Source organism: Micromonospora sp. DT178, assembly GCF_049841695.1.
GTDB lineage: Bacteria > Actinomycetota > Actinomycetes > Mycobacteriales > Micromonosporaceae > Micromonospora.
On the sequence record NZ_JBNCKV010000010.1, the window covers coordinates 130595 to 148834 of the forward strand.

Genomic DNA, 18240 nt, shown 5'->3' on the forward strand with positions numbered 1-18240 from the left:
CCCCTCAGTACTTCAGCAGGTTGGCGTCGTCGACGCTCGCGGAGCGCCGGGTCCGGAAGATCGCCATGATGATCGCGAGCCCGACCACGACCTCGGCCGCCGCCACCACCATCACGAAGAACGCCATGATCTGGCCGTTGAGGTCACCGTTGATCCGGCTGAAGGTGACCAGGGTCAGGTTGGCCGCGTTGAGCATCAACTCGACGCACATGAACAGCACGATCGCGTTGCGCCGGATGAGCACACCGACGGCGCCGATGGTGAAGAGCACCGCGGCCAGCACCAGGTAGTAGTCCGGCGTCATCGCTGCGCCAACCTTTCGTTCGCGACTGCGAGGCTCGCAAGCTCACTCCTCGCGCTCACTTGTCCGTCCCCTTCAGCGTGGTCTCCCGGTCGGTGAGCTCGCGCACCGGCAGGATGTCCGGGGTGCTCCGCTCGCTCAGCCGGCCGTCGGGCAGGCGGGCCGGGGTGGCCACGGAGGAGGAGGTCGCGAAGACACCCGGGCCGGGCTTCGGGCCCGGGTAGTTGCCCGGGGCGAAGCGCGCCCGCATCGTCTTCGGCTGGTCCATCTTGTCCTCCTTGCGCCGCTCGAGGTGGGCCAGGACCATCGCGCCGATGGCGGCCGTGATGAGCAGCGCCGAGGTGAGCTCGAAGGCGAAGACGTACTTGGTGAAGAGCAGCCGGGCGATGCCCTGCACGTTGCCCTCGGCGTTGGCCTGCTCCAGGCCGACCGCCGTGGTGCCCTCCAGCGCGCGCCACAGCCCGCCGCCGACCAGGCCGGCGAAGCCGAGCCCGAGCACCACCGCCGCGACCCGCTGCCCGCGCAGCGTCTCGATCAACGAGTCCGAGGCGTCGCGGCCCACCAGCATCAGCACGAAGAGGAACAGCATCATGATCGCGCCGGTGTAGACGATGATCTGCACCATGCCGATGAACGGCCCGGCCTGAAGCACGTAGAACACGCCCAGGCAGAGCATCGTCAGCACCAGCCAGAGGGCCGAGTGCACGGCGTTGCGCGCTGCGACCATCCCGATCGCGCCGATCAGCGCCAGCGGGGCCAGGATGTAGAACGTCACCTGCTCCCCACCGGAGACCCCGCCCGCCGCGGCGAGCACCGTCTGCGTGGTCATGCTCCGTCCCCCTTGGCGGCCGCTGCCCGCTGGGCGTGCTGCTCGGCGCCCGGGAAGGTCACACCGGGGTGCTCCTCCACCTGGTACCGGCCCGGGTTGTTGGCCGAGTGCTCCGCGCCGGCCGAGGTGCCCGGGTTGGTCAGCGCGCCGACGTAGTAGTCCTTCTCGCTGTCGCCGAGCCGCATCGGGTGCGGCGGCTGCTCCATGCCCGGCAGCAGCGGCGCGAGCAGCTGCTCCTTCGTGAAGATCAGATCCTGCCGGCTGTCCCGGGCCAGCTCGTACTCGTTGCTCATGGTGAGCGAGCGGGTCGGGCAGGCCTCGATGCAGAGCCCGCAGAAGATGCAGCGGGCGTAGTTGATCTGGTAGATGCTGGCGTACCGCTCACCCGGCGAGAAGCGCTGCTCGTCGGTGTTGTCGCCGCCCTCGACGTAGATCGCGTCCGCCGGGCAGGCCCAGGCGCACAGCTCGCAGCCGATGCACTTCTCCAGCCCGTCCGGGTGCCGGTTGAGGATGTGCCGCCCGTGGTAGCGCGGCGCCGACACCGGCGGCTTGAACGGGTAGTCGGTGGTGACGACCTTCTTGAACATGTGCGAGAAGGTGACACCGAATCCCTTGAACGTTCCGGTGATCGCGCCCACGTCACACCTCCCTGGAGTCCGGGCCGGCGGCGATGTTGGCCGGCTCCCGCTCGGCGACCACGCGCCTCGTGCGCGGGCTCGGTGGTACCTGCAGGTCCATCGGGGGCAGCGGGAAGCTGCCGTACGGCCGGTCGTTGACCTGCTCCTGGACCGTCGGCTTCGGCTGCGGCTTGCGGCTCGGCCAGAGCAGCGTGGCCAGCAGCAGGATGCCGGCGGGGATGCCGACGGCGATCAGCTTGCTGCGCGAGTCCCAGTCCTCGATCGAGCGCAGGCCGGCCAGGACCAGGATCCAGACCAGGTTGATCGGGAGCAGGACCTTCCAGCCGAAGCGCATGAACTGGTCGTAGCGCAGCCGGGGCAGGGTGCCCCGCAGCCAGACGAAGACGAAGACCAGCATGACGACCTTGGCGAAGAACCACAGCATCGGCCACCAGCCGGAGTTGGCGCCGGCCCAGATGGTGGTGATCGGTGCCGGGGCCCGCCATCCACCGAGGAAGAGCGTCGTGGTGACCGCGGACATGGTGACCATCGCGACGTACTCGCTGAGCATGTAGAGCGCGAACTTCAGCGAGCTGTACTCGGTCATATAGCCCGCGACCAGCTCGGACTCCGCCTCGGGCAGGTCGAACGGCGCGCGGTTGGTCTCGCCGACGGTGGCGATGAAGAAGATGATGAAGCTCGGCAGCAGCAGGATCGCGTACCAGCCGGGGGCCGGGACCTCGAGGCCGGCGATGCTCAGCCGGGTGCCGTCCCCCTGGGCGGCGACGATGCCGCTGGTCGACATCGTGCCGGCGGTCATGAAGACCGCCACGATGCTCAGGCCCATGGCGACCTCGTACGAGATCATCTGGGCGCTGGAGCGCAGGCCGCCGAGCAGCGGGTAGGTCGAGCCGGAGGCCCAACCGCCGAGCACGATGCCGTAGATGCCCATCGACGAGCAGGCCAGCAGCACCAGCACCGCCACCGGCACGTCGGTGACCTGCAACGGCGTCCAGTGGCCGAAGATGCTCACCATCGGGCCGAACGGCACCACCGCCAGCGAGGTGACCGCGCAGATCACCGAGATGGTCGGGGCGAAGAAGAAGACGACCTTGTCCGCCGCCTTCGGCAGGATGTCCTCCTTGAAGGCCATCTTGAGACCGTCGGCGAGGGTCTGGAGCAGACCGAACGGGCCGGCCTGGTTGGGGCCGGGCCGCACGGCCATGCGGCCCACGACCCGCCGCTCGAACCAGACGCCGAGCAGCGTGGCGACCAGACCGAAGGCGAAGGCAAAGACGATCTTGATGAGGACCAGCCACCACGGGTCCCGGCCGAAGTCGGCCAGCGTCGGGTCCTGGGCCAGGTAGACCGCGTTCACTGGTGTACACCCCCTGCGTTGAGGAGCGGGCCCGGGCGGTCGGCCGCGTCGGCGGCGACCGCGGCGGCGGAGATCCGCACGACCGCTCCGGACGTCGCGCCGAGGCTGCGTCGCACGGTCGCGCCGGGCGAGTTGGTCGGCAGCCAGACGACGCCGTCCGGCATCTCGGTGATCGCCGCCGGCAGGGTCAGCGCCCCCCGGTCGGTGCCCACCGTCACCGGGTCGCCGTCGGCGACGCCGAGCGCCTCCGCGGTGCCCTTGCCCAGCCGGACCACCGGCGGGCGGGCGGTGCCGGCGAGGTGCTCGTCGCCGTCGGTGAGGCTGCCCAGGTCGATCAGCTGGTGCCAGGTGGCGAGCACCGCCTCACCGGCGCCCGGCTCCCGCACCGCGGCCGGCTCCACCGACGGGGCGGCGGGACGGTCGGTCCGGGTCCGCGGCAGCGCGCCCAGCTCGCGGCGGACGCTGAGCACGTCACCGGTGCCGAGCTGCACGTCGAGCTGCGCGGCGAGCGCGTCCAGCACGCGGCCGTCGGTCATCGCGGCGGTGTGCAGCACCGCCTCGAAGGTGCGCAGCCGACCCTCCCAGTCCAGGAAGCTGCCGGCCTTCTCGGCCACCGGGGCGACGGGGAAGACCACGTCGGCCCGGCGGGCCACCGCGCTCATCCGCAGCTCCAGGCTGACCAGGAACGGCACCTCGTCCAGGGCCGTCTCGGCCAGCCGCGGGTCGGCCAGGTCGGCCGGGTCGACCCCGGCCACCACCAGCGCGCCGAGCTGACCGCCGGCGGCGGCGGCGAGGATCGCGTCGGTGTCCCGGCCGGCCTGGCTCGGGATCACCCCGGCGGGGATGTCCCACGCCTCGCCCAGCTCGGCCCGGGCGGCCGGCTCGTTGACCAGGCGGCCACCGGGCAGCAGGTTGGGCAGGCAGCCCGCGTCGACCGCGCCGCGGTCACCCGCGCGCCGCGGCACCCAGGCCAGCTTCGCGCCGGTACGCCGGGCCACGTCGGCCGCCGCGGAGAGGCCGCCCGGCACGCTGGCCAGCCGCTCGCCGACGATCAGGATCGCGCCCTCGGCGCTGAGCGCCTCGGCGACCGTCGCGTGCTCGGCGAGCACGGTCGCCTCCTCGCCCGGCACCACCCGGGCCAGCTTGGCGCCGAGCTTCTCCAGGCCGCGGGTGGCGAACGGCGCGATCGCGTACACCGTGAGCTTCTTCTTCAGGTACGCCTTGCGCAGCCGCAGGAAGAGGATCGGGCACTCCTCCTCCGGCTCCAGCCCGACCAGCACCACGGCCGGCGCCTTCTCCACGTCGGCGTACGTCACGTCGGTGACCCCGGCGACCGAGCTGGCCAGGAAGTCCGTCTCCTCGCGGGAGACCGGCCGGGCCCGGAAGTCGATGTCGTTGGTGTTCAGCGCGACCCGGGCGAACTTCGCGTACGCGTAGGCGTCCTCGACGGTCAGCCGGCCGCCGGTGAGCACCGCCGTGCCCCGCCCGCCGTCCCGCGCCGCGCGCAGCCCCTCGGCGGCGACGGCCAGCGCCTCGCTCCACGCCGCCTCACGCAGCTCGCCGGTCTGCGGGTCGCGGACCAGCGGGGTGGTGAGCCGGTCGAAGGCGCGGGTGTACTGGAAGCCCCACCGCCCCTTGTCGCAGTTCCACTCCTCGTTCACCGCGGGGTCGTCGCCGGCCAGCCGGCGCAGCACCTTGCCCCGCCGCCAGTCGGTGCGCTGGGCGCACCCGGCCGAGCAGTGCTCGCAGACGCTCGGGGAGGAGACCAGGTCGAACGGCCGGGCCCGGAACCGGTACTGGGTGCCGGTCAGCGCGCCGACCGGGCAGATCTGCACCGTGTTCCCGGAGAAGTACGAGTTGAAGGGCACGTCGCCGGAGTCGGCCGCGGCGTCGGCGTGGCCGGGGCAGCCCGCGTCCGGGCTTACGCCGTAGTCCTCGTCCCGGTAGATGTTGATCTCCTCGGCGGACGACCGGCCCATCAGGTCGATGAACTTGTCGCCGGCGATCTCCTCGGAGAACCGGGTGCAGCGCTGGCAGAGCACGCAGCGCTCGCGGTCGAGCAGCACCTGCGTGCTGATCGGCAGCGGCTTCGGGTACTCCCGCTTGTGCTCGTGGAACCGCGAGTCGGCGCGCCCGGTGGACATCGCCTGGTTCTGCAGCGGGCACTCGCCGCCCTTGTCGCACATCGGGCAGTCGAGCGGGTGGTTGAGCAGCAGCAGCTCCATGACCCCCTCCTGCGCCTTCTTGGCGACCGGGGAGGTGAGCTGGGTGCGCACCACCATGCCGTCGGCGACGGTCTGGGTGCAGGAGGCGACCGGCTTGCGCTGCCCCTCCACCTCGACCAGGCACTGCCGGCACGCGCCGGCCGGGGCCAGCAGCGGGTGGTCGCAGAACCGGGGGATCTCGGTGCCCAACTGCTCGGCGACCCGGATCAGGAGCGCCCCCTTCGGGGCGGTGACCTCGACGCCGTCGATGGTGAGCGTGACGGTCTCGGTCTGCTTCGCTACGTCGGTCATTAGTGGGCTCCCACCAGCTGCTTGTCCGACAGCTTCGGCGCGGTACGTCCCTCGATGTAGTCGAGGTAGTCCTGCTTGAAGTACTTCAGCGACGAGGTCACCGAGCTGGTCGCGCCGTCACCCAGACCGCAGAACGAGCGGCCGAGGATGTTGTCGCAGGTGTCCAGCAGGGTGTCCAGGTCCTCGTGGGTGCCCTGACCGGCGAGGATCCGCCGGTAGACCCGGACCATCCAGTAGTTGCCCTCGCGGCACGGGGTGCACTTGCCGCACGACTCGTGGTGGTAGAACTCCAGCCACCGGTAGGTCGCGTAGACCGGGCAGTCCTGGTCGGAGAAGATCTGGGTGGCCGTGGTGCCGAGGATCGAGCCGGCCGCCGCCACCCCCTCGAAGTCCAGCGGCACGTCCAGGTGCTCGGCGGTGAGCAGCGGCGTCGACGAGCCACCCGGCGTCCAGAACCGCAGGTTGTGGCCGGGCTGCATGCCACCGGCCAGCTCGATCAGCTCCCGCAGGGTGACGCCCATCGTGCACTCGAACTGGCCCGGGTTGGCGATCCGGCCGGAGAGCGAGTAGATCATCGGGCCGGACGACTTCTCCGTGCCCATGGTCTTCCACCAGTCGGCGCCGCCCAGCACGATGTAGGGAACGCTCGCGATGGTGCCGACGTTGTTGACCACCGTCGGGCTCGCGTACAGGCCGTGGGTGGCCGGGAACGGCGGGCGCAGCCGGGGCTGGCCCCGGAAGCCCTCCAGGGAGTCCAGCAGCGCGGTCTCCTCGCCGCAGATGTACGCCCCGGCGCCCGAGTGCACCACCAGCTCCAGGTCGAACCCGGAGCCGAGGATGTTCCGGCCGAGGTAACCCTTGGCGGTCGCCTCCCGCACGGCGTTGCGCAGCCGGCGCGCGGCGTGCACCGCCTCGCCCCGGATGTAGATGTAGGCGCGGTTGGCCCGGATCGCGTACGACGCGATGATCACGCCCTCGACGAGGGCGTGCGGGTCGTGCGTCATCAGCGGGAGGTCCTTGCAGGTGCCCGGCTCCCCCTCGTCGGCGTTGACCACGAGGTAGTGCGGCTTGCCGTCGCCCTGCGGGATGAAACCCCACTTGAGACCGGTCGGGAAGCCGGCGCCGCCGCGACCGCGCAGGCCGGAGTCCTTGATCAACTGGATCAGGTCGTCCGGGTGCGCCTTGAGTGCCTTGCGCAGGGCCGCGTAGCCGTCGAGCTTCTCGTAGGTGCCGATCCGCCAGGCGTCCGGCGACAGCCAGCGCTTGGTGAGTACCGGCGTCAGCTTGGCCAGGGTCTCCGGCCGGGGAGTGGTCACTTCTGGACCCCCGTCTCGCTCGCGACGGCGGAACCGGCGCCACCGGTGCCCGTTCCCGCCTCGGCTTCCTTGAGGTTGCGCTCCTGCGACCCGGCCTCGTCGCCGGCGGGCTTGCCGTCACCCGCAGGCGCGTTGGCCGCCACGCCGGCGGCCTCCGCCTCCTGCGCGTCGCGAGGGGCCGGCGCCGTGGTGTCCACCGGAACCTTGGTGCCCGGCGCGTCCGGCACGGCGGTCGCCGCGTCAGGCTGCCGGGTCTCGGCGGCCCGCACCTCGGGCGACTTGTCGTCCGGCGCCTTCACGTCCCGGGTGGTGCTGCCGGCCGCCTCGGCGGCGGGGGCCGGTGTGCCGGCGCCCGCGTTGCCCGTGGCGGGCCCGGCGCCGTTGCCGCTCGCGGCGGGGGCGGGCCTGGCCGGCTCGGGAGCCGGCTTCGCGGCCTCGCTCCTGGCCTTCGCCTCGGCGGCGGCCTTGTCTGCCTCGGCCTTGCTCCGGATCGGGGTGTTCGGGTCGAAGCCCGGCACCGAGATGCCGTGCTCCTGCGCCAGCCGCAGCCCCCGCAGGGTGGGCTCCCCCGGCCCGCCGTCGGCGACCGCGCCCTCCCGCTCGTCGGCGAAGCCGGCGAGCTGCACCGCCATCTCCTTGAGGGTGCAGAGCCGGGCGCCCCGGGTCGGCATCGGCCGGCCACCGGCGCGCAGCTCGTCGACGACGCCGCGCGCGGTCTGCGGGTCCACCCCGTCGAAGAAGTCGTAGTTCACGGTCATCACCGGGCCGTAGTCGCACGCCGCCAGGCACTCGGCGTGCTCCAGGGTGATCTTCCCGTCGGCGGTGGTCTCGTCGTGCCCGACGCCGAGGTGCTCGGCGAGGGTGTCGTAGACCTCCTGGCCGCCGAGCACGTTGCACATCGTGTTGGTGCAGACGCTCACCAGGTAGTCGCCGGTCGGCCGGCGCTTGTACATGGTGTAGAAGGTGGCGACCGCCCCCACCTGGGCCTTGTTCAGGCCCAGCACCTCGGCGCAGAACGCCACGCCGGCCGGGGACACGTAGCCCTCCTCGGCCTGCACGAGGTGCAGCAGCGGCAGCAGCGCCGACCGGGACCGGTCGGCCGGGTAGCGGGCGATGATCTCCCGTGCCCGTTCGCGGGTCTCGTCAGTGAAAACGCTCATCGGTCACAACCACCCATCACGGGGTCCAGCGAGGCGCCGCCGGCGATCACGTCGGCGATCAGGCCACCCTCGGCCATCGCCGGGAGGGCCTGGAGGTTGACGAAGCTCGGCTCCCGGTAGTGCACCCGGTAGGGCCGGGTGCCACCGTCGGAGACGGCGTGCACGCCCAGCTCGCCGCGGGGCGACTCGATGCCGACGTAGACCTGGCCCGGCGGCACCCGGAAGCCCTCGGTGACGAGCTTGAAGTGGTGGATCAGCGACTCCATCGACTGACCCATGATCTTCGCGACGTGCTCCAGCGAGTTGCCCATGCCGTCGACGCCGATGGCGAGCTGCGCCGGCCAGGCGATCTTCTTGTCGGCCACCATCACCGGGCCCGGCCTGAGCCGGTCCAACGCCTGCTCGACGAGCTTGAGCGACTCCCGGATCTCGGCGAGCCGGACCAGGTAGCGGCCCCACACGTCGCCGTCGGTGTGCGTCGGCACGTCGAACTCGTACGTCTCGTAGCCGCAGTACGGCATGGTCTTGCGCAGGTCCCAGGCGAGGCCGGCGGAGCGCAGCACCGGGCCGGTCACGCCGAGCGCGAGGCAGCCGGTCACGTCGAGCACCGCGACGTTCTTCGTCCGTTCGAGCCAGATGGGCTGCCCGGAGAGGAGGTTCTCGTACTCCTTGAGCCGCTTCGGCATCAGCTTCAGGAACTCGCGGATCTTGACGATCGCCTCGTCCGGCACGTCCTGCGCCACGCCGCCCGGCCGGACGTACGCGTGGTTCATCCGCAGGCCGGTGATGATCTCGAAGATCTCCAGGACGTACTCACGCTCGCGGAAGCCGTAGAGCATCATGTTGATGGCGCCCAGCTCCATGGCGGTGGTGGCCACCCAGACCAGGTGCGAGGAGATCCGGTTCAGCTCCATCATCAGGACCCGGATGGTGTTCGCCCGCTCGGTGATCTGCTCGGAGACCCCGAGCAGCTTCTCCACCGCCAGCGCGTACCCGGTCTCGTTGAAGATCGGGGCGAGGTAGTCCATCCGGGTCACGAAGGTGCTGCCCTGGACCCAGTTGCGGTATTCGAGGTTCTTCTCGATGCCGGTGTGCAGGTAGCCGACGACCGAGCGGGCCTCGCGGACCGTCTCGCCCTCCAGCTCCAGGATCAGCCGGAGCACGCCGTGCGTCGACGGGTGCTGCGGACCCATGTTGACGACGATCCGCTCGTCGTTGATCGGGTCGGTCCCCGAGACGACGCTGTCCCAGTCGCCACCGGTGACGGTGAAGACCTTCCCCTCGGTGGTGTCGCGCTCGGTGGCGTAGTTCGACGTGGTCACTGGTAGGACCTCCTCCGGTCCGGCGGCGGGATCTCAGCGCCCTTGTACTCGACGGGTACGCCGCCGAGCGGGTAGTCCTTGCGCTGCGGGTGCCCCTCCCAGTCGTCCGGCATGAGGATCCGGGTCAGGTTGGGGTGACCGTCGAAGACGATGCCGAACATGTCGTACGCCTCGCGCTCCTGCCAGTCCGCCGTCGGGTAGACCGACGTGACGCTCGGCAGGTGCGGGTCCTCGGCGGAGACCGCGGCCTCCAGCCGCACGGTGCGGCGGTAGGTCATCGAGGTGAGCTGGTAGACGACGTGCAGGCGGCGGGCGTCGGCGCCGAGGTAGTCCACCCCCGAGACCGAGGAGCACAGCTCGAAGCGGAGCGCCATGTCGTCGCGCATCACCTGGCAGACCTCGGCGATCCGCTCGGGGCGGATGTGCAGGGTCAGCTCGCCCCGGTCGACCACGACCTTCTCGACGGCGTCGGCGAAGGCGGGGTACGCCTCCTCCAGCGCGTCGCGGACCTCGTCGAAGTAGCCCCCGTACGGTCGGGGCGCGTCCTCGATGGTCCGGCGCTGGCGGACGAGGCCGCCGAAGCCGGACACGTCCCCGGAGCCCTGGTTGCCGAACATGCCCCGGCCGGCCGGGCTGGCCGGGGGGTACTCGGCGGGTGCGGTGCTGCTGGCACCGGCCGGCGTGACCGGCACCGGCACGCCGCCGTCGTCTTTCCTGTCCTGAGGCGCGGTCACTTCTGGACACCCCCGTGCTGGTGCAGGTGGTTCTGGGCCTTCATCCAGTTCTCGATCCGCAGCTGCTCCTCGCGACCCTCACGGACCGCCTTGGTCCACTCGGCCCGCCGGGCCTTGTCGCTGCGGTACGACGACGGCATCGAGCCGTAGGGGACGACCGGGACGTCGCCGCGCTCCCGACGCGCCTCGAGCATCTTGCGGCCGTTCGGGCCGAGCGGCTCGTGCCCGATCTTCTCGCGCAGCTTGAGGACCGCGTCGATGAGCATCTCGGGCCGGGGCGGGCAGCCGGGCAGGTACATGTCGACCGGCACGATGTGGTCGACGCCCTGCACGATGGCGTAGTTGTTGAACATGCCGCCGCTGCTGGCGCAGACGCCCATCGAGATGACCCAGCGGGGCTCCGCCATCTGGTCGTAGATCTGGCGCAGCACCGGGGCCATCTTCTGGCTCACCCGGCCGGCCACGATCATCAGGTCGGCCTGCCGGGGCGAGGCCCGGAAGACCTCCATGCCCCAGCGGCCCATGTCGTAGTGCGGACCACCGGCGGCCATCATCTCGATCGCGCAGCAGGCCAGACCGAAGGTGGCCCCCCAGACCGACGTCTTCCGCGACCAGTTGACCAGCTTCTCCACCGAGGTGAGCAGGACACCGGCGGGAAGCTTCTCCTCGATACCCATCTGAGGTTCCTCCCTCAGTCCCAGTCCAGGCCGCCGCGCCGCCAGACGTAGGCGTAGGCGACGAAGACCGCGACGATGAACAGGACCATCTCCACGAAGCCGAAGATCGGCAGGGCGTCGAACGAGACCGCCCAGGGGTAGAGGAAGATGATCTCGATGTCGAAGACGATGAAGAGCATCGCCGTCAGGTAGAACTTGATCGGGAACCGGCCGCCGCCGATCGGCTGCGGGCTGGGCTCGATGCCGCACTCGTACGCCTCGAGCTTGGCCTTGTTGTAGCGCCGGGGACCGGCGAAGCGGGCAGCGCCCACGGAGAACAGCGCGAACCCCGCGGCGAGGGCGAACAGCCCGATGATCGGTGCGTAAGGCGAGAGCGACATCGTTTTCTCCTGCTCGTCCTTCCCTGCCCTGGTCCTTGTCAAAAATCACACTATTCACGTCCCTCGCGACGGTCGTCGGCGGGGGTCGATCTCCCTTGTCCGCACCTGCGGTCATCACAGACCGTGGACGGGACCGTCACACGGGGCTGCCTTCGTTCGCGACCGCAGGGGCTCGCAGGCCCATTCCTCGCGTTACACGGCCGGTGCCACCTTCGTCATCGTGTTGATGACGCGGTCCATCGCGTCCCCGTCCCGGGGGTCGGTCAGGTTGGCCAGCAGCTTGAGCACGAAGCGCATCAGCATCGGGTGCGGCATGCCGTGTTTCGTGGCCATCCGCATGATCTCGGGACGGCCGATGAGCTTCACGAAGATGCCGCCGAGCCGGTAGTAGCCGCCGAAGCGGGCCTTCAGCTCCGTCGAGTACGCCGTCAGCGCACGCTCCCGGTCCGCGCCGGCCGGGCGCGCGAGCGCCTGCACGGCGACCTCCGCGGCCAGCTCGCCGGACTCCATCGCGTACGCGATGCCCTCGCCGTTGAACGGGTTGACCATGCCGCCGGAGTCGCCGACCAGCATCACGCCGCGGGTGTAGTGCGGCACCCGGTTGAAGCCCATGGGGAGGGCGGCGCCGAGGATCGGGCCCTCCGCGTTCGCCTCGTCGGTCATGCCCCAGTCGGCGGGCGTGTTGGCCAGCCAGTCGGTGAGCAGCCGACGGTAGTTGGTCTTGCCGAACGCGGACGAGGAGTTGAGCACGCCGAGGCCGACGTTGACCCGGCCGTCGCCCAGCCCGAAGATCCAGCCGTACCCGGGCAGCAGGTTGTCGCCGCTGTCCTTGCTGCGCAGCTCGAGCCAGGACTCCAGGTAGTTGTCGTCGTGCTTGGCGGGCGAGCGGTAGTAGCGCCGGACGGCGACGCCGATCGGCCGGTCCTCGCGCTTGGCCAGCCCGAGGGCGAGCGGGAAGCGGCCGGAGACCCCGTCGGCCGCGACGACCAGCGGCGCGTGGAAGGTGGCGGGCTCCTTGCCCGGGCCGACCTCCGCCTCGACGCCGGTGACCCGGCCGTCCGGGCCCAGCACCGGGCCGGTGACGTTCACGCCGGTGCGCAGCTCCGCGCCGGCGTCGACGGCGCGCCGGGCGAGCAGGTCGTCGAAGTCGAGCCGGGTGCGCACCAGGCCGTAGTTGGGGAAGCTCGCCAGATCGGGCCAGTCCAGCTCCAGCCGGACGCCGCCACCGATGACCCGCAGGCCCCGGTTGTGCAGCCAGCCCGCCTCGGGCGAGGTGTCCACGCCCATCCGGATCAGCTGCCGCACCGCGCGCGGGGTCAGCCCGTCGCCGCAGACCTTCTCCCGGGGGAACTCGGTCTTCTCGAGCAGCAGCACCCGTACGCCGTGCCGAGCCAGGTGGTACGCGGTAGCCGACCCACCGGGACCGGCGCCCACGACGATCACGTCGGCGTCATGTTCCACCGCGGCCATCCCGCGCCTCCTCCCGCATGCTCGTGAAATGCTTCACAAGCCAGACGGTGGGAGTCTATGACCGACGTCATGACCACGCCGGATCAGGGGTACCTAACTTGCCGGGGACACGTCGGCCGAGGTCGGAGGCGGGGTGCCGGGGCGGGCCTCAGTGCCGGGCGGAGGCGGCCGGGTCCAGGCCGGCGTCGTGCCGGATCGTCTCCGGCAGGTGCTCGCGCAGCGCGCCGCCGGCGGCGCGGTCCAGGGCGGCCAGCACCTCGGCCACGACCTGACGGACGTCGGCGGGATCCGCGCCGGCCAGCTCCTTGAGCTGGGCGATGAGTTCGGTCGCGTCGTCGTCGGTGGCCTCCGCGCCGACCGCCTGGTGTCGTCCCGTCATGGGGGCGAGCTTACGGAACAAAGTGGAGCAAAAACGGATATCTGCGAAAAAGGCGCCGGATCGGCCTAGGCGCGGACCGCGCGGTGCAGCGCCGCAATCCCGCCGGTCAGGTTGCGCCAGGCCACCCGGCCCCAGCCCGCCGCGCCGATCCGCGCGGCCAGGGCCGGCTGGTCGGGCCACGCCCGGATCGACTCCGCCAGGTAGACGTACGCGTCGGGGTTACTGGAGACGGCGCGGGCCACGCTCGGCAGCGAGCGCATCAGGTACGACAGGTAGACGGTGCGGAACGCCGGGTTCACCGGGGTGCTGAACTCGCACACCACCAGCCGGCCGCCCGGCCGGGTGACCCGGGCCAGCTCCCGCAGGGCGGCGTCGGTGTCGTTCACGTTGCGCAGCGCGAAGGAGATGGTCACCGCGTCGAAGCTGGCGTCGGCGAAGGGCAGCTTCAACGCGTCCCCGGCCAGCAGCGGCACCTGGGGACGGGTGCGCTTACCGACGCGCAGCATGCCGAGGGACAGGTCGGCGCCCACCGCGTACGCGCCCGACTGGGCCAACTCCTCGGTGGAGACGCCGGTGCCGGCACCCACGTCGAGCACCCGCTCACCCGGTCGCAGGTCGAGCGCCGTCCGGGTGGCCCGGCGCCAGAACCGGTCCTGTCCGAAGGAGAGGACGGTGTTGGTCAGGTCGTAGCGAGCCGCCACGCCGTCGAACATCGCGGCGACCTCGTGCGGCTGCTTGTCCAGGTTGGCGCGCTGGCCCTGCGGGGTACGGCTCACCCCTCCACTCTGCCAGCCCGGCCCACCCGGGCGGTGGGTGGGTCGACCGCCGGTCATGAACGCCACACGCGAGGCGGCGGCGGGGAAAGTCGGGCCGGACAGGCCAGGGGGCGGGATGGTCGCCCATCCCGCCCCCGCTGTGGTCGTACGTCAGTCGGTCGACTTCTCGTCGCCGGGCGCCACCAGGACGACCCTGCGCCGCCGGGAGAGCAGCAGCAGCGCGCCGCCGGCCAGCAGCACGGCCGCGCCGATGCCGCCGATCAGGCCGACCTGCACGCCGGTCACCGGCAGCCCGCCGTCGCCGCCACCGCCACCGCCGCCCGGGGTCGTGGTCGGGACCGCCGTGGGACCGCCGGTCGGGGTGGCCGTCGGCGCCACGGTCGGCGTCGGCGTCGGGCTCGGCTGCGCCGAGAGGTCGACGAAGGCCTCGAAGACCGTGTGGTTGTCTGCCGTGTCGATCTCGGAGAAGGCCTTCCGCTGCGCCTGGCCGGCGACCCGCGGCTCCTCCTCCGGCTCGCCCTCGGCGACGTCCAGCCCGTACGCGAAGAGGTCGCCCTCGCGCAGCACCGGCTCGGTCACGCCGTCGCCGACCTTCACCGTCACGTCGGCGGTGTAGTACTGCCCCCGGCGGACGATCGCCCCGGCGTCCTCGCAGAACGCCTGCTCCTTGCCGAGGAACACCTGCTGGACGCAGCCCTGCGGCAGCGTCACGAAGCTCACACCGGGCGGGAGGGTGATGCCGTAGAAGACGCCGGTCGCGGGCCGGCTGCCGTCGTTGTAGACCGCCCAGTCCAGCGGGACGGTCTCGCCCCGGCGCACCGGCTTCAGGTCCGGCTCGTCGGCCACCGCGCCGTTGACCACGACGCCCGCCTGGACGTCCTGCACCCAGGCGGTGAGGTCGTAGCCGGGCTTCGTGACGGTCACCGGCACGACGACCTTGTCGCGAACCTTGCCTCCGGGCGTCGCGGTGACGACGTGGACGACCAGCTTGCCGCCGTCGCCCCGGCCGCCCGTGCTGAACAGCGGAACGCCGAAGTCCTTGCTGGTGCCGGCGGGCAGGTCGCCGAGGGAGCACTGGTAGAGGTGGGTCTCGATGGCGCGGCACCCCTCGGGCACCAGGAAGCCGACGCGCTTGTCCTTGAGCTGCCGGGTGTTCACCCGGTACGAGACGTCCTCCGCCGTGGCCGTGCCGGCGTTGGTGACGGTGAACTTGAACGGCTTGCTCCGGGCCGCGTCGACACCCTTCGCGAGCTGGGTGCTGATCGGGATCACGGCGAGGTCCGGCCCGTCGGCGGCCTGGGCGGGAACGGCGAAGGTGGTCAGGCCGCCCGCCGCGAGGAGTGCCACGGCACCGGCGCGGGCCAGGGCCGAGCGATGGAACAGGGTCATCGGTCCCCCGGGGGTTAGGGAAAGAACGGATGGTTGCGGAACCCGGGCGGACGCTATCGAAGGTCGATGCGGCGCGCCAGCAGGGAGATCGTGTTTCATCCGTCCGGCCGACCGGGTCGGACGGACGGCCCGACGCACAGCGGGGGCGGGATGGTCATCCATCCCGCCCCCGCTGCCGTGCGTTATGTGAACGACCCTCGCGGGTCGGTGGAGGACGACCGTCAGGCCGTCGGCTTCTCGTCGCCCGGGGTCACCAGGACGACCCGGCGACGCCGCGCCACCATGAACATGGCCGCGCCCGCGACCAGGACCACGGCGCCGATGCCGCCGATCAGGGTGGTCTGCGCGCCGGTGACCGGCAGGCCGCCGTCGTCGTCACCGCCGCCGCCCGCGCCGCCCTTGGCCGCGACGATCACCGCGTAGCCGTCGGAGTTGTCGGTGGCGTCCACATCGGTGGCCTGCAGGCCGGTGACGTTCTGCGGCAGGGCCGCAGTCGCCCGCATCCGGCTGGGCGCGGTGCCGACCGGCTCGACGCTGACCAGGCCACCCTTGAGGGCTCCCGGCTTCACGTCCGCCGCCACGTCGAACAGGTGGTAGAAGCCGTAGGCCGAGTAGAGCTTGTCCCCGCCGTTGGTGTCCTCGTCCTGCGGGATCAGGCCGAAGTTGGCGTAGGTGCAGGTGAAGGTGGACTTGTCGGCCGCGTACTCGCAGCTCGGCTCCACCTCGGTCGGGGTCACGCCCTTCGGCAGCTTGACGCTGATCTTGAGACCGGCGGCGGCCACGTCACCCTGGTTGCTGATGAAGTAGGTCAGCGCCGACCGGCCGCCCGCCTGCAGGTCGCCGGAGTAGACCGGGTTGCCGTCGACGACCTTCACGGCCTGCTTGACGTCCTCGGCGACGACCGAGAGGTCCGGCCCGCTGGCGTCCGAGAGGTCCAGCGTGGCGGTCTTGGTGTTGTTCGCCGCGTTGGTGTCGTCCTTCGAGACGAGCTTGAAGGAGAGGGGCGCCTGGTAGGTGCCCTCGGCCTCGAACTTGAAGAGGACGACCGGCAGGTCGGTGGTCTCGCCCGGGCCCGGCAGGCCCTTCTCCGTCGCGTAGCAGACGAAGGCGGTCGGCTTCTCCTCGGTGCCCTCCATGTCGCAGCCGTCCTCGACGGCCGGCACGGCGACGACCTTGTCGAAGTCGACCTTGGACACGTCCACCCGCACGGCCAGCTCGCTCGGGGTGTTCTTGCCGAGGTTGGTCACCTTGGCGTAGGCCAGCTTGCCCTGCGCGTTGGCGGCGACCCGCGTGCCGGCCACGTCGATCGCGAGGTCCGTCTCCGTGCCCGAGGCGTGGGCCGGGCTACCGAGAGCGGTCAACGCGCCGGAGGCGAGCAGCGCGCCGGCGCCGATACGCGCCAGCGAGCGGTTACGGAAGATCATGGAAAAGTTCCCCCCGTTGGGGTGAAGGAAAGGTACGGCCGCGGACGTTAGCGGTAAGCGATCACGCCCGCCACCCCCGCAGATCGGCGTGTTGAACAGTGCGGCTAAGAATCACTTAAGGAATGCCCGGATTGATATGTCTTGCTGCCCCGGCCACGTCGCAGCCGGCTCCGAATGGCAACCTAATCGAGATCAACGGCCCACGGGAATTCACCCGATCGGTTAGCCGGCGACGCCATTCTCGGTCACGCTCCGTACGTCGATGGTCCACACAGCGGCCCACGTACGACGACACCCCACCGCCGGACGACGGTGGGGTGTCTGGGTCGTGCGGGTGGCTGCGGACGCCCCGCTCAGCGGGCGTCGACCAGCGGCAGGGACTTCCCGGCGCCGCCGCCCGGCATGGCGATCGAGGAGAAGTGCGAGACGACCCGCTCGTCGGTCGGGTCGTCGGCCGGGGTGTGGTGCACGGCCAGTCGGTTGTAGAGGGTGTCGCGCTGGGCGGGGATCCGGTCCGCCGAGCGGATCATGCCGATCAGCTCGTGCAGGTTGGAGCGGTGCCGCGCGCCGGCCGAGGAGATGACGTTCTCCTCCAGCATGATCGACCCGAGGTCGTCCACGCCCATGTGCAGGGCGAGCTGCCCGACGTCCTTGCCGGTGGTCAGCCAGGACGCCTGAAGGTGCGGCACCGTCTCGAAGAAGAGCCGGGCGACCGCGACCAGTCGCAGGTACTCCAGGGTGGTGGCCTGGGTCCGGCCCTTGAGGTGGTTGTTCTCCGGCTGGTACGTCCACGGGATGAACGCCCGGAAGCCCTTCGTGCGGTCCTGCACGTCGCGGATCATCCGCAGGTGCTCGATCCGCTCGGCGGCGGTCTCGCCGGTGCCCATCATCATGGTGGCGGTCGACTCGACACCCTGCCGGTGCGCCAGCTCCATGACCTCCAGCCAGCGCTCGCCCGACTCCTTCAGCGGCGCGATCGCCTTCCGGGGGCGGGCGGGCAGCATCTCCGCGCCGGCGCCGGCGATCGAGTCCAGCCCGGCCGCCTTGATCCGGGCGATGGCCTCGTCGAGGCTGACGCCGGAGACCTTGGCCATGTGCAGGATCTCGCTGGGGCCGATCGAGTGGATCGCCAGCTGCGGGTAGGCCTTCTTGACCGAGGAGAACAGCTCCTCGTAGTACTCCACGCCGTAGTCCGGGTGGTGCCCGCCCTGGAGCATGACCTGGGTGGCGCCCAGCTCGACGGCCTCGCCGCAGCGGCGCAGGATCTCCTCGGTCGGGTGGGTCCAGCCCTCCCGGTGCTTCGGGGCCCGATAGAACGCGCAGAACTTGCACGCCGTCACGCAGACGTTCGTGTAGTTGATGTTGCGGTCGATCAGGTACGTGACGACGTTGTCCGGGTAGCGCCGTCGGCGCACCGCGTCGGCGGCCTCGCCCAGGGCGTGCAACGGCGCCTCGGTGTAGAGCAGCAGGGCCTCCTCGGGCGTGATCCGCCCGCCGTCCGCGCCACGCTGCAGGATGTCGTCGATCTCCCGGCTCACACTCACCCCCCGAGCCTACGTCGCCCGCCCAGGG

The 18240-nt window shown here is 71.2% G+C and carries 17 protein-coding genes; all 17 read right to left on the reverse strand.

The genetic code is table 11. From position 1 onward, the window contains the following. Positions 1-4: 4 nt before the first annotated feature. The gene (nuoK, locus tag ACLQ22_RS20080; RefSeq protein WP_089002424.1) at positions 5-304 is read right to left on the reverse strand and encodes an NADH-quinone oxidoreductase subunit NuoK; all 300 of its coding nucleotides are present in this window, start codon (positions 302-304) and stop codon (positions 5-7) included. 55 nt (positions 305-359) lie between these two features. After that, positions 360-1130: an NADH-quinone oxidoreductase subunit J gene (locus ACLQ22_RS20085; protein ID WP_425693644.1), complete on the reverse strand. Its 771-nt coding sequence runs from the start codon at positions 1128-1130 to the stop codon at positions 360-362. Then, the gene (gene nuoI / locus ACLQ22_RS20090; protein ID WP_121397080.1) at positions 1127-1768 is read right to left on the reverse strand and encodes an NADH-quinone oxidoreductase subunit NuoI; all 642 of its coding nucleotides are present in this window, start codon (positions 1766-1768) and stop codon (positions 1127-1129) included. Before nuoI ends, ACLQ22_RS20085 begins: the two co-directional genes overlap by 4 nt. A gap of 1 nt (position 1769) precedes the next feature. Next, positions 1770-3125, reverse strand: a complete 1356-nt coding sequence (gene nuoH, locus ACLQ22_RS20095) for an NADH-quinone oxidoreductase subunit NuoH (RefSeq protein ID WP_425693645.1) — start codon at positions 3123-3125, stop codon at positions 1770-1772. Further along, positions 3122-5641, reverse strand: a complete 2520-nt coding sequence (locus ACLQ22_RS20100; protein WP_425693646.1) for an NADH-quinone oxidoreductase subunit G — start codon at positions 5639-5641, stop codon at positions 3122-3124. Before ACLQ22_RS20100 ends, nuoH begins: the two co-directional genes overlap by 4 nt. After that, positions 5641-6957, reverse strand: coding sequence for an NADH-quinone oxidoreductase subunit NuoF (nuoF, locus tag ACLQ22_RS20105; RefSeq protein ID WP_121397083.1), 1317 nt, complete (start codon positions 6955-6957; stop codon positions 5641-5643). Before nuoF ends, ACLQ22_RS20100 begins: the two co-directional genes overlap by 1 nt. Further along, positions 6954-8117, reverse strand: coding sequence for an NADH-quinone oxidoreductase subunit NuoE (gene nuoE, locus ACLQ22_RS20110; RefSeq protein WP_425693647.1), 1164 nt, complete (start codon positions 8115-8117; stop codon positions 6954-6956). The genes nuoF and nuoE overlap by 4 nt, the downstream gene beginning before the upstream one ends. Further along, positions 8114-9439 (reverse strand): NADH-quinone oxidoreductase subunit D, encoded by a 1326-nt coding sequence (locus ACLQ22_RS20115; protein ID WP_121397085.1) that lies wholly within the window; start codon positions 9437-9439, stop codon positions 8114-8116. The genes nuoE and ACLQ22_RS20115 overlap by 4 nt, the downstream gene beginning before the upstream one ends. Continuing rightward, positions 9436-10173, reverse strand: a complete 738-nt coding sequence (locus ACLQ22_RS20120; protein ID WP_121397086.1) for an NADH-quinone oxidoreductase subunit C — start codon at positions 10171-10173, stop codon at positions 9436-9438. The genes ACLQ22_RS20115 and ACLQ22_RS20120 overlap by 4 nt, the downstream gene beginning before the upstream one ends. Further along, positions 10170-10850 (reverse strand): NuoB/complex I 20 kDa subunit family protein, encoded by a 681-nt coding sequence (locus tag ACLQ22_RS20125; RefSeq protein WP_121397087.1) that lies wholly within the window; start codon positions 10848-10850, stop codon positions 10170-10172. The genes ACLQ22_RS20120 and ACLQ22_RS20125 overlap by 4 nt, the downstream gene beginning before the upstream one ends. Before the next feature lie 14 nt (positions 10851-10864). Beyond that, on the reverse strand, positions 10865-11230 hold the full coding sequence (locus tag ACLQ22_RS20130) for an NADH-quinone oxidoreductase subunit A (protein WP_358091022.1): 366 nt from the start codon (positions 11228-11230) through the stop codon (positions 10865-10867). Between the two features lie 192 nt (positions 11231-11422). Further along, the gene (locus ACLQ22_RS20135; protein ID WP_425693648.1) at positions 11423-12700 is read right to left on the reverse strand and encodes a geranylgeranyl reductase family protein; all 1278 of its coding nucleotides are present in this window, start codon (positions 12698-12700) and stop codon (positions 11423-11425) included. Positions 12701-12848: 148 nt separating this feature from the next. Next, positions 12849-13079 carry a hypothetical protein gene (locus tag ACLQ22_RS20140; protein WP_121397089.1) on the reverse strand — a complete coding sequence of 77 codons (231 nt, stop codon included), beginning with the start codon at positions 13077-13079 and terminating at the stop codon, positions 12849-12851. A 65-nt stretch (positions 13080-13144) separates the two neighbouring features. After that, positions 13145-13855, reverse strand: a complete 711-nt coding sequence (locus tag ACLQ22_RS20145; protein WP_366641209.1) for a demethylmenaquinone methyltransferase — start codon at positions 13853-13855, stop codon at positions 13145-13147. A gap of 150 nt (positions 13856-14005) precedes the next feature. After that, positions 14006-15244 carry a cell wall anchor protein gene (locus ACLQ22_RS20150; protein WP_425693649.1) on the reverse strand — a complete coding sequence of 413 codons (1239 nt, stop codon included), beginning with the start codon at positions 15242-15244 and terminating at the stop codon, positions 14006-14008. A gap of 221 nt (positions 15245-15465) precedes the next feature. After that, a complete protein-coding gene (locus ACLQ22_RS20155; protein WP_425693650.1) occupies positions 15466-16668 on the reverse strand; it encodes an LPXTG cell wall anchor domain-containing protein in 1203 nt (400 codons plus the stop codon). A 353-nt stretch (positions 16669-17021) separates the two neighbouring features. Beyond that, positions 17022-18212 (reverse strand): cyclic dehypoxanthinyl futalosine synthase, encoded by a 1191-nt coding sequence (mqnC, locus tag ACLQ22_RS20160; protein WP_101413760.1) that lies wholly within the window; start codon positions 18210-18212, stop codon positions 17022-17024. Positions 18213-18240: the final 28 nt, after the last annotated feature.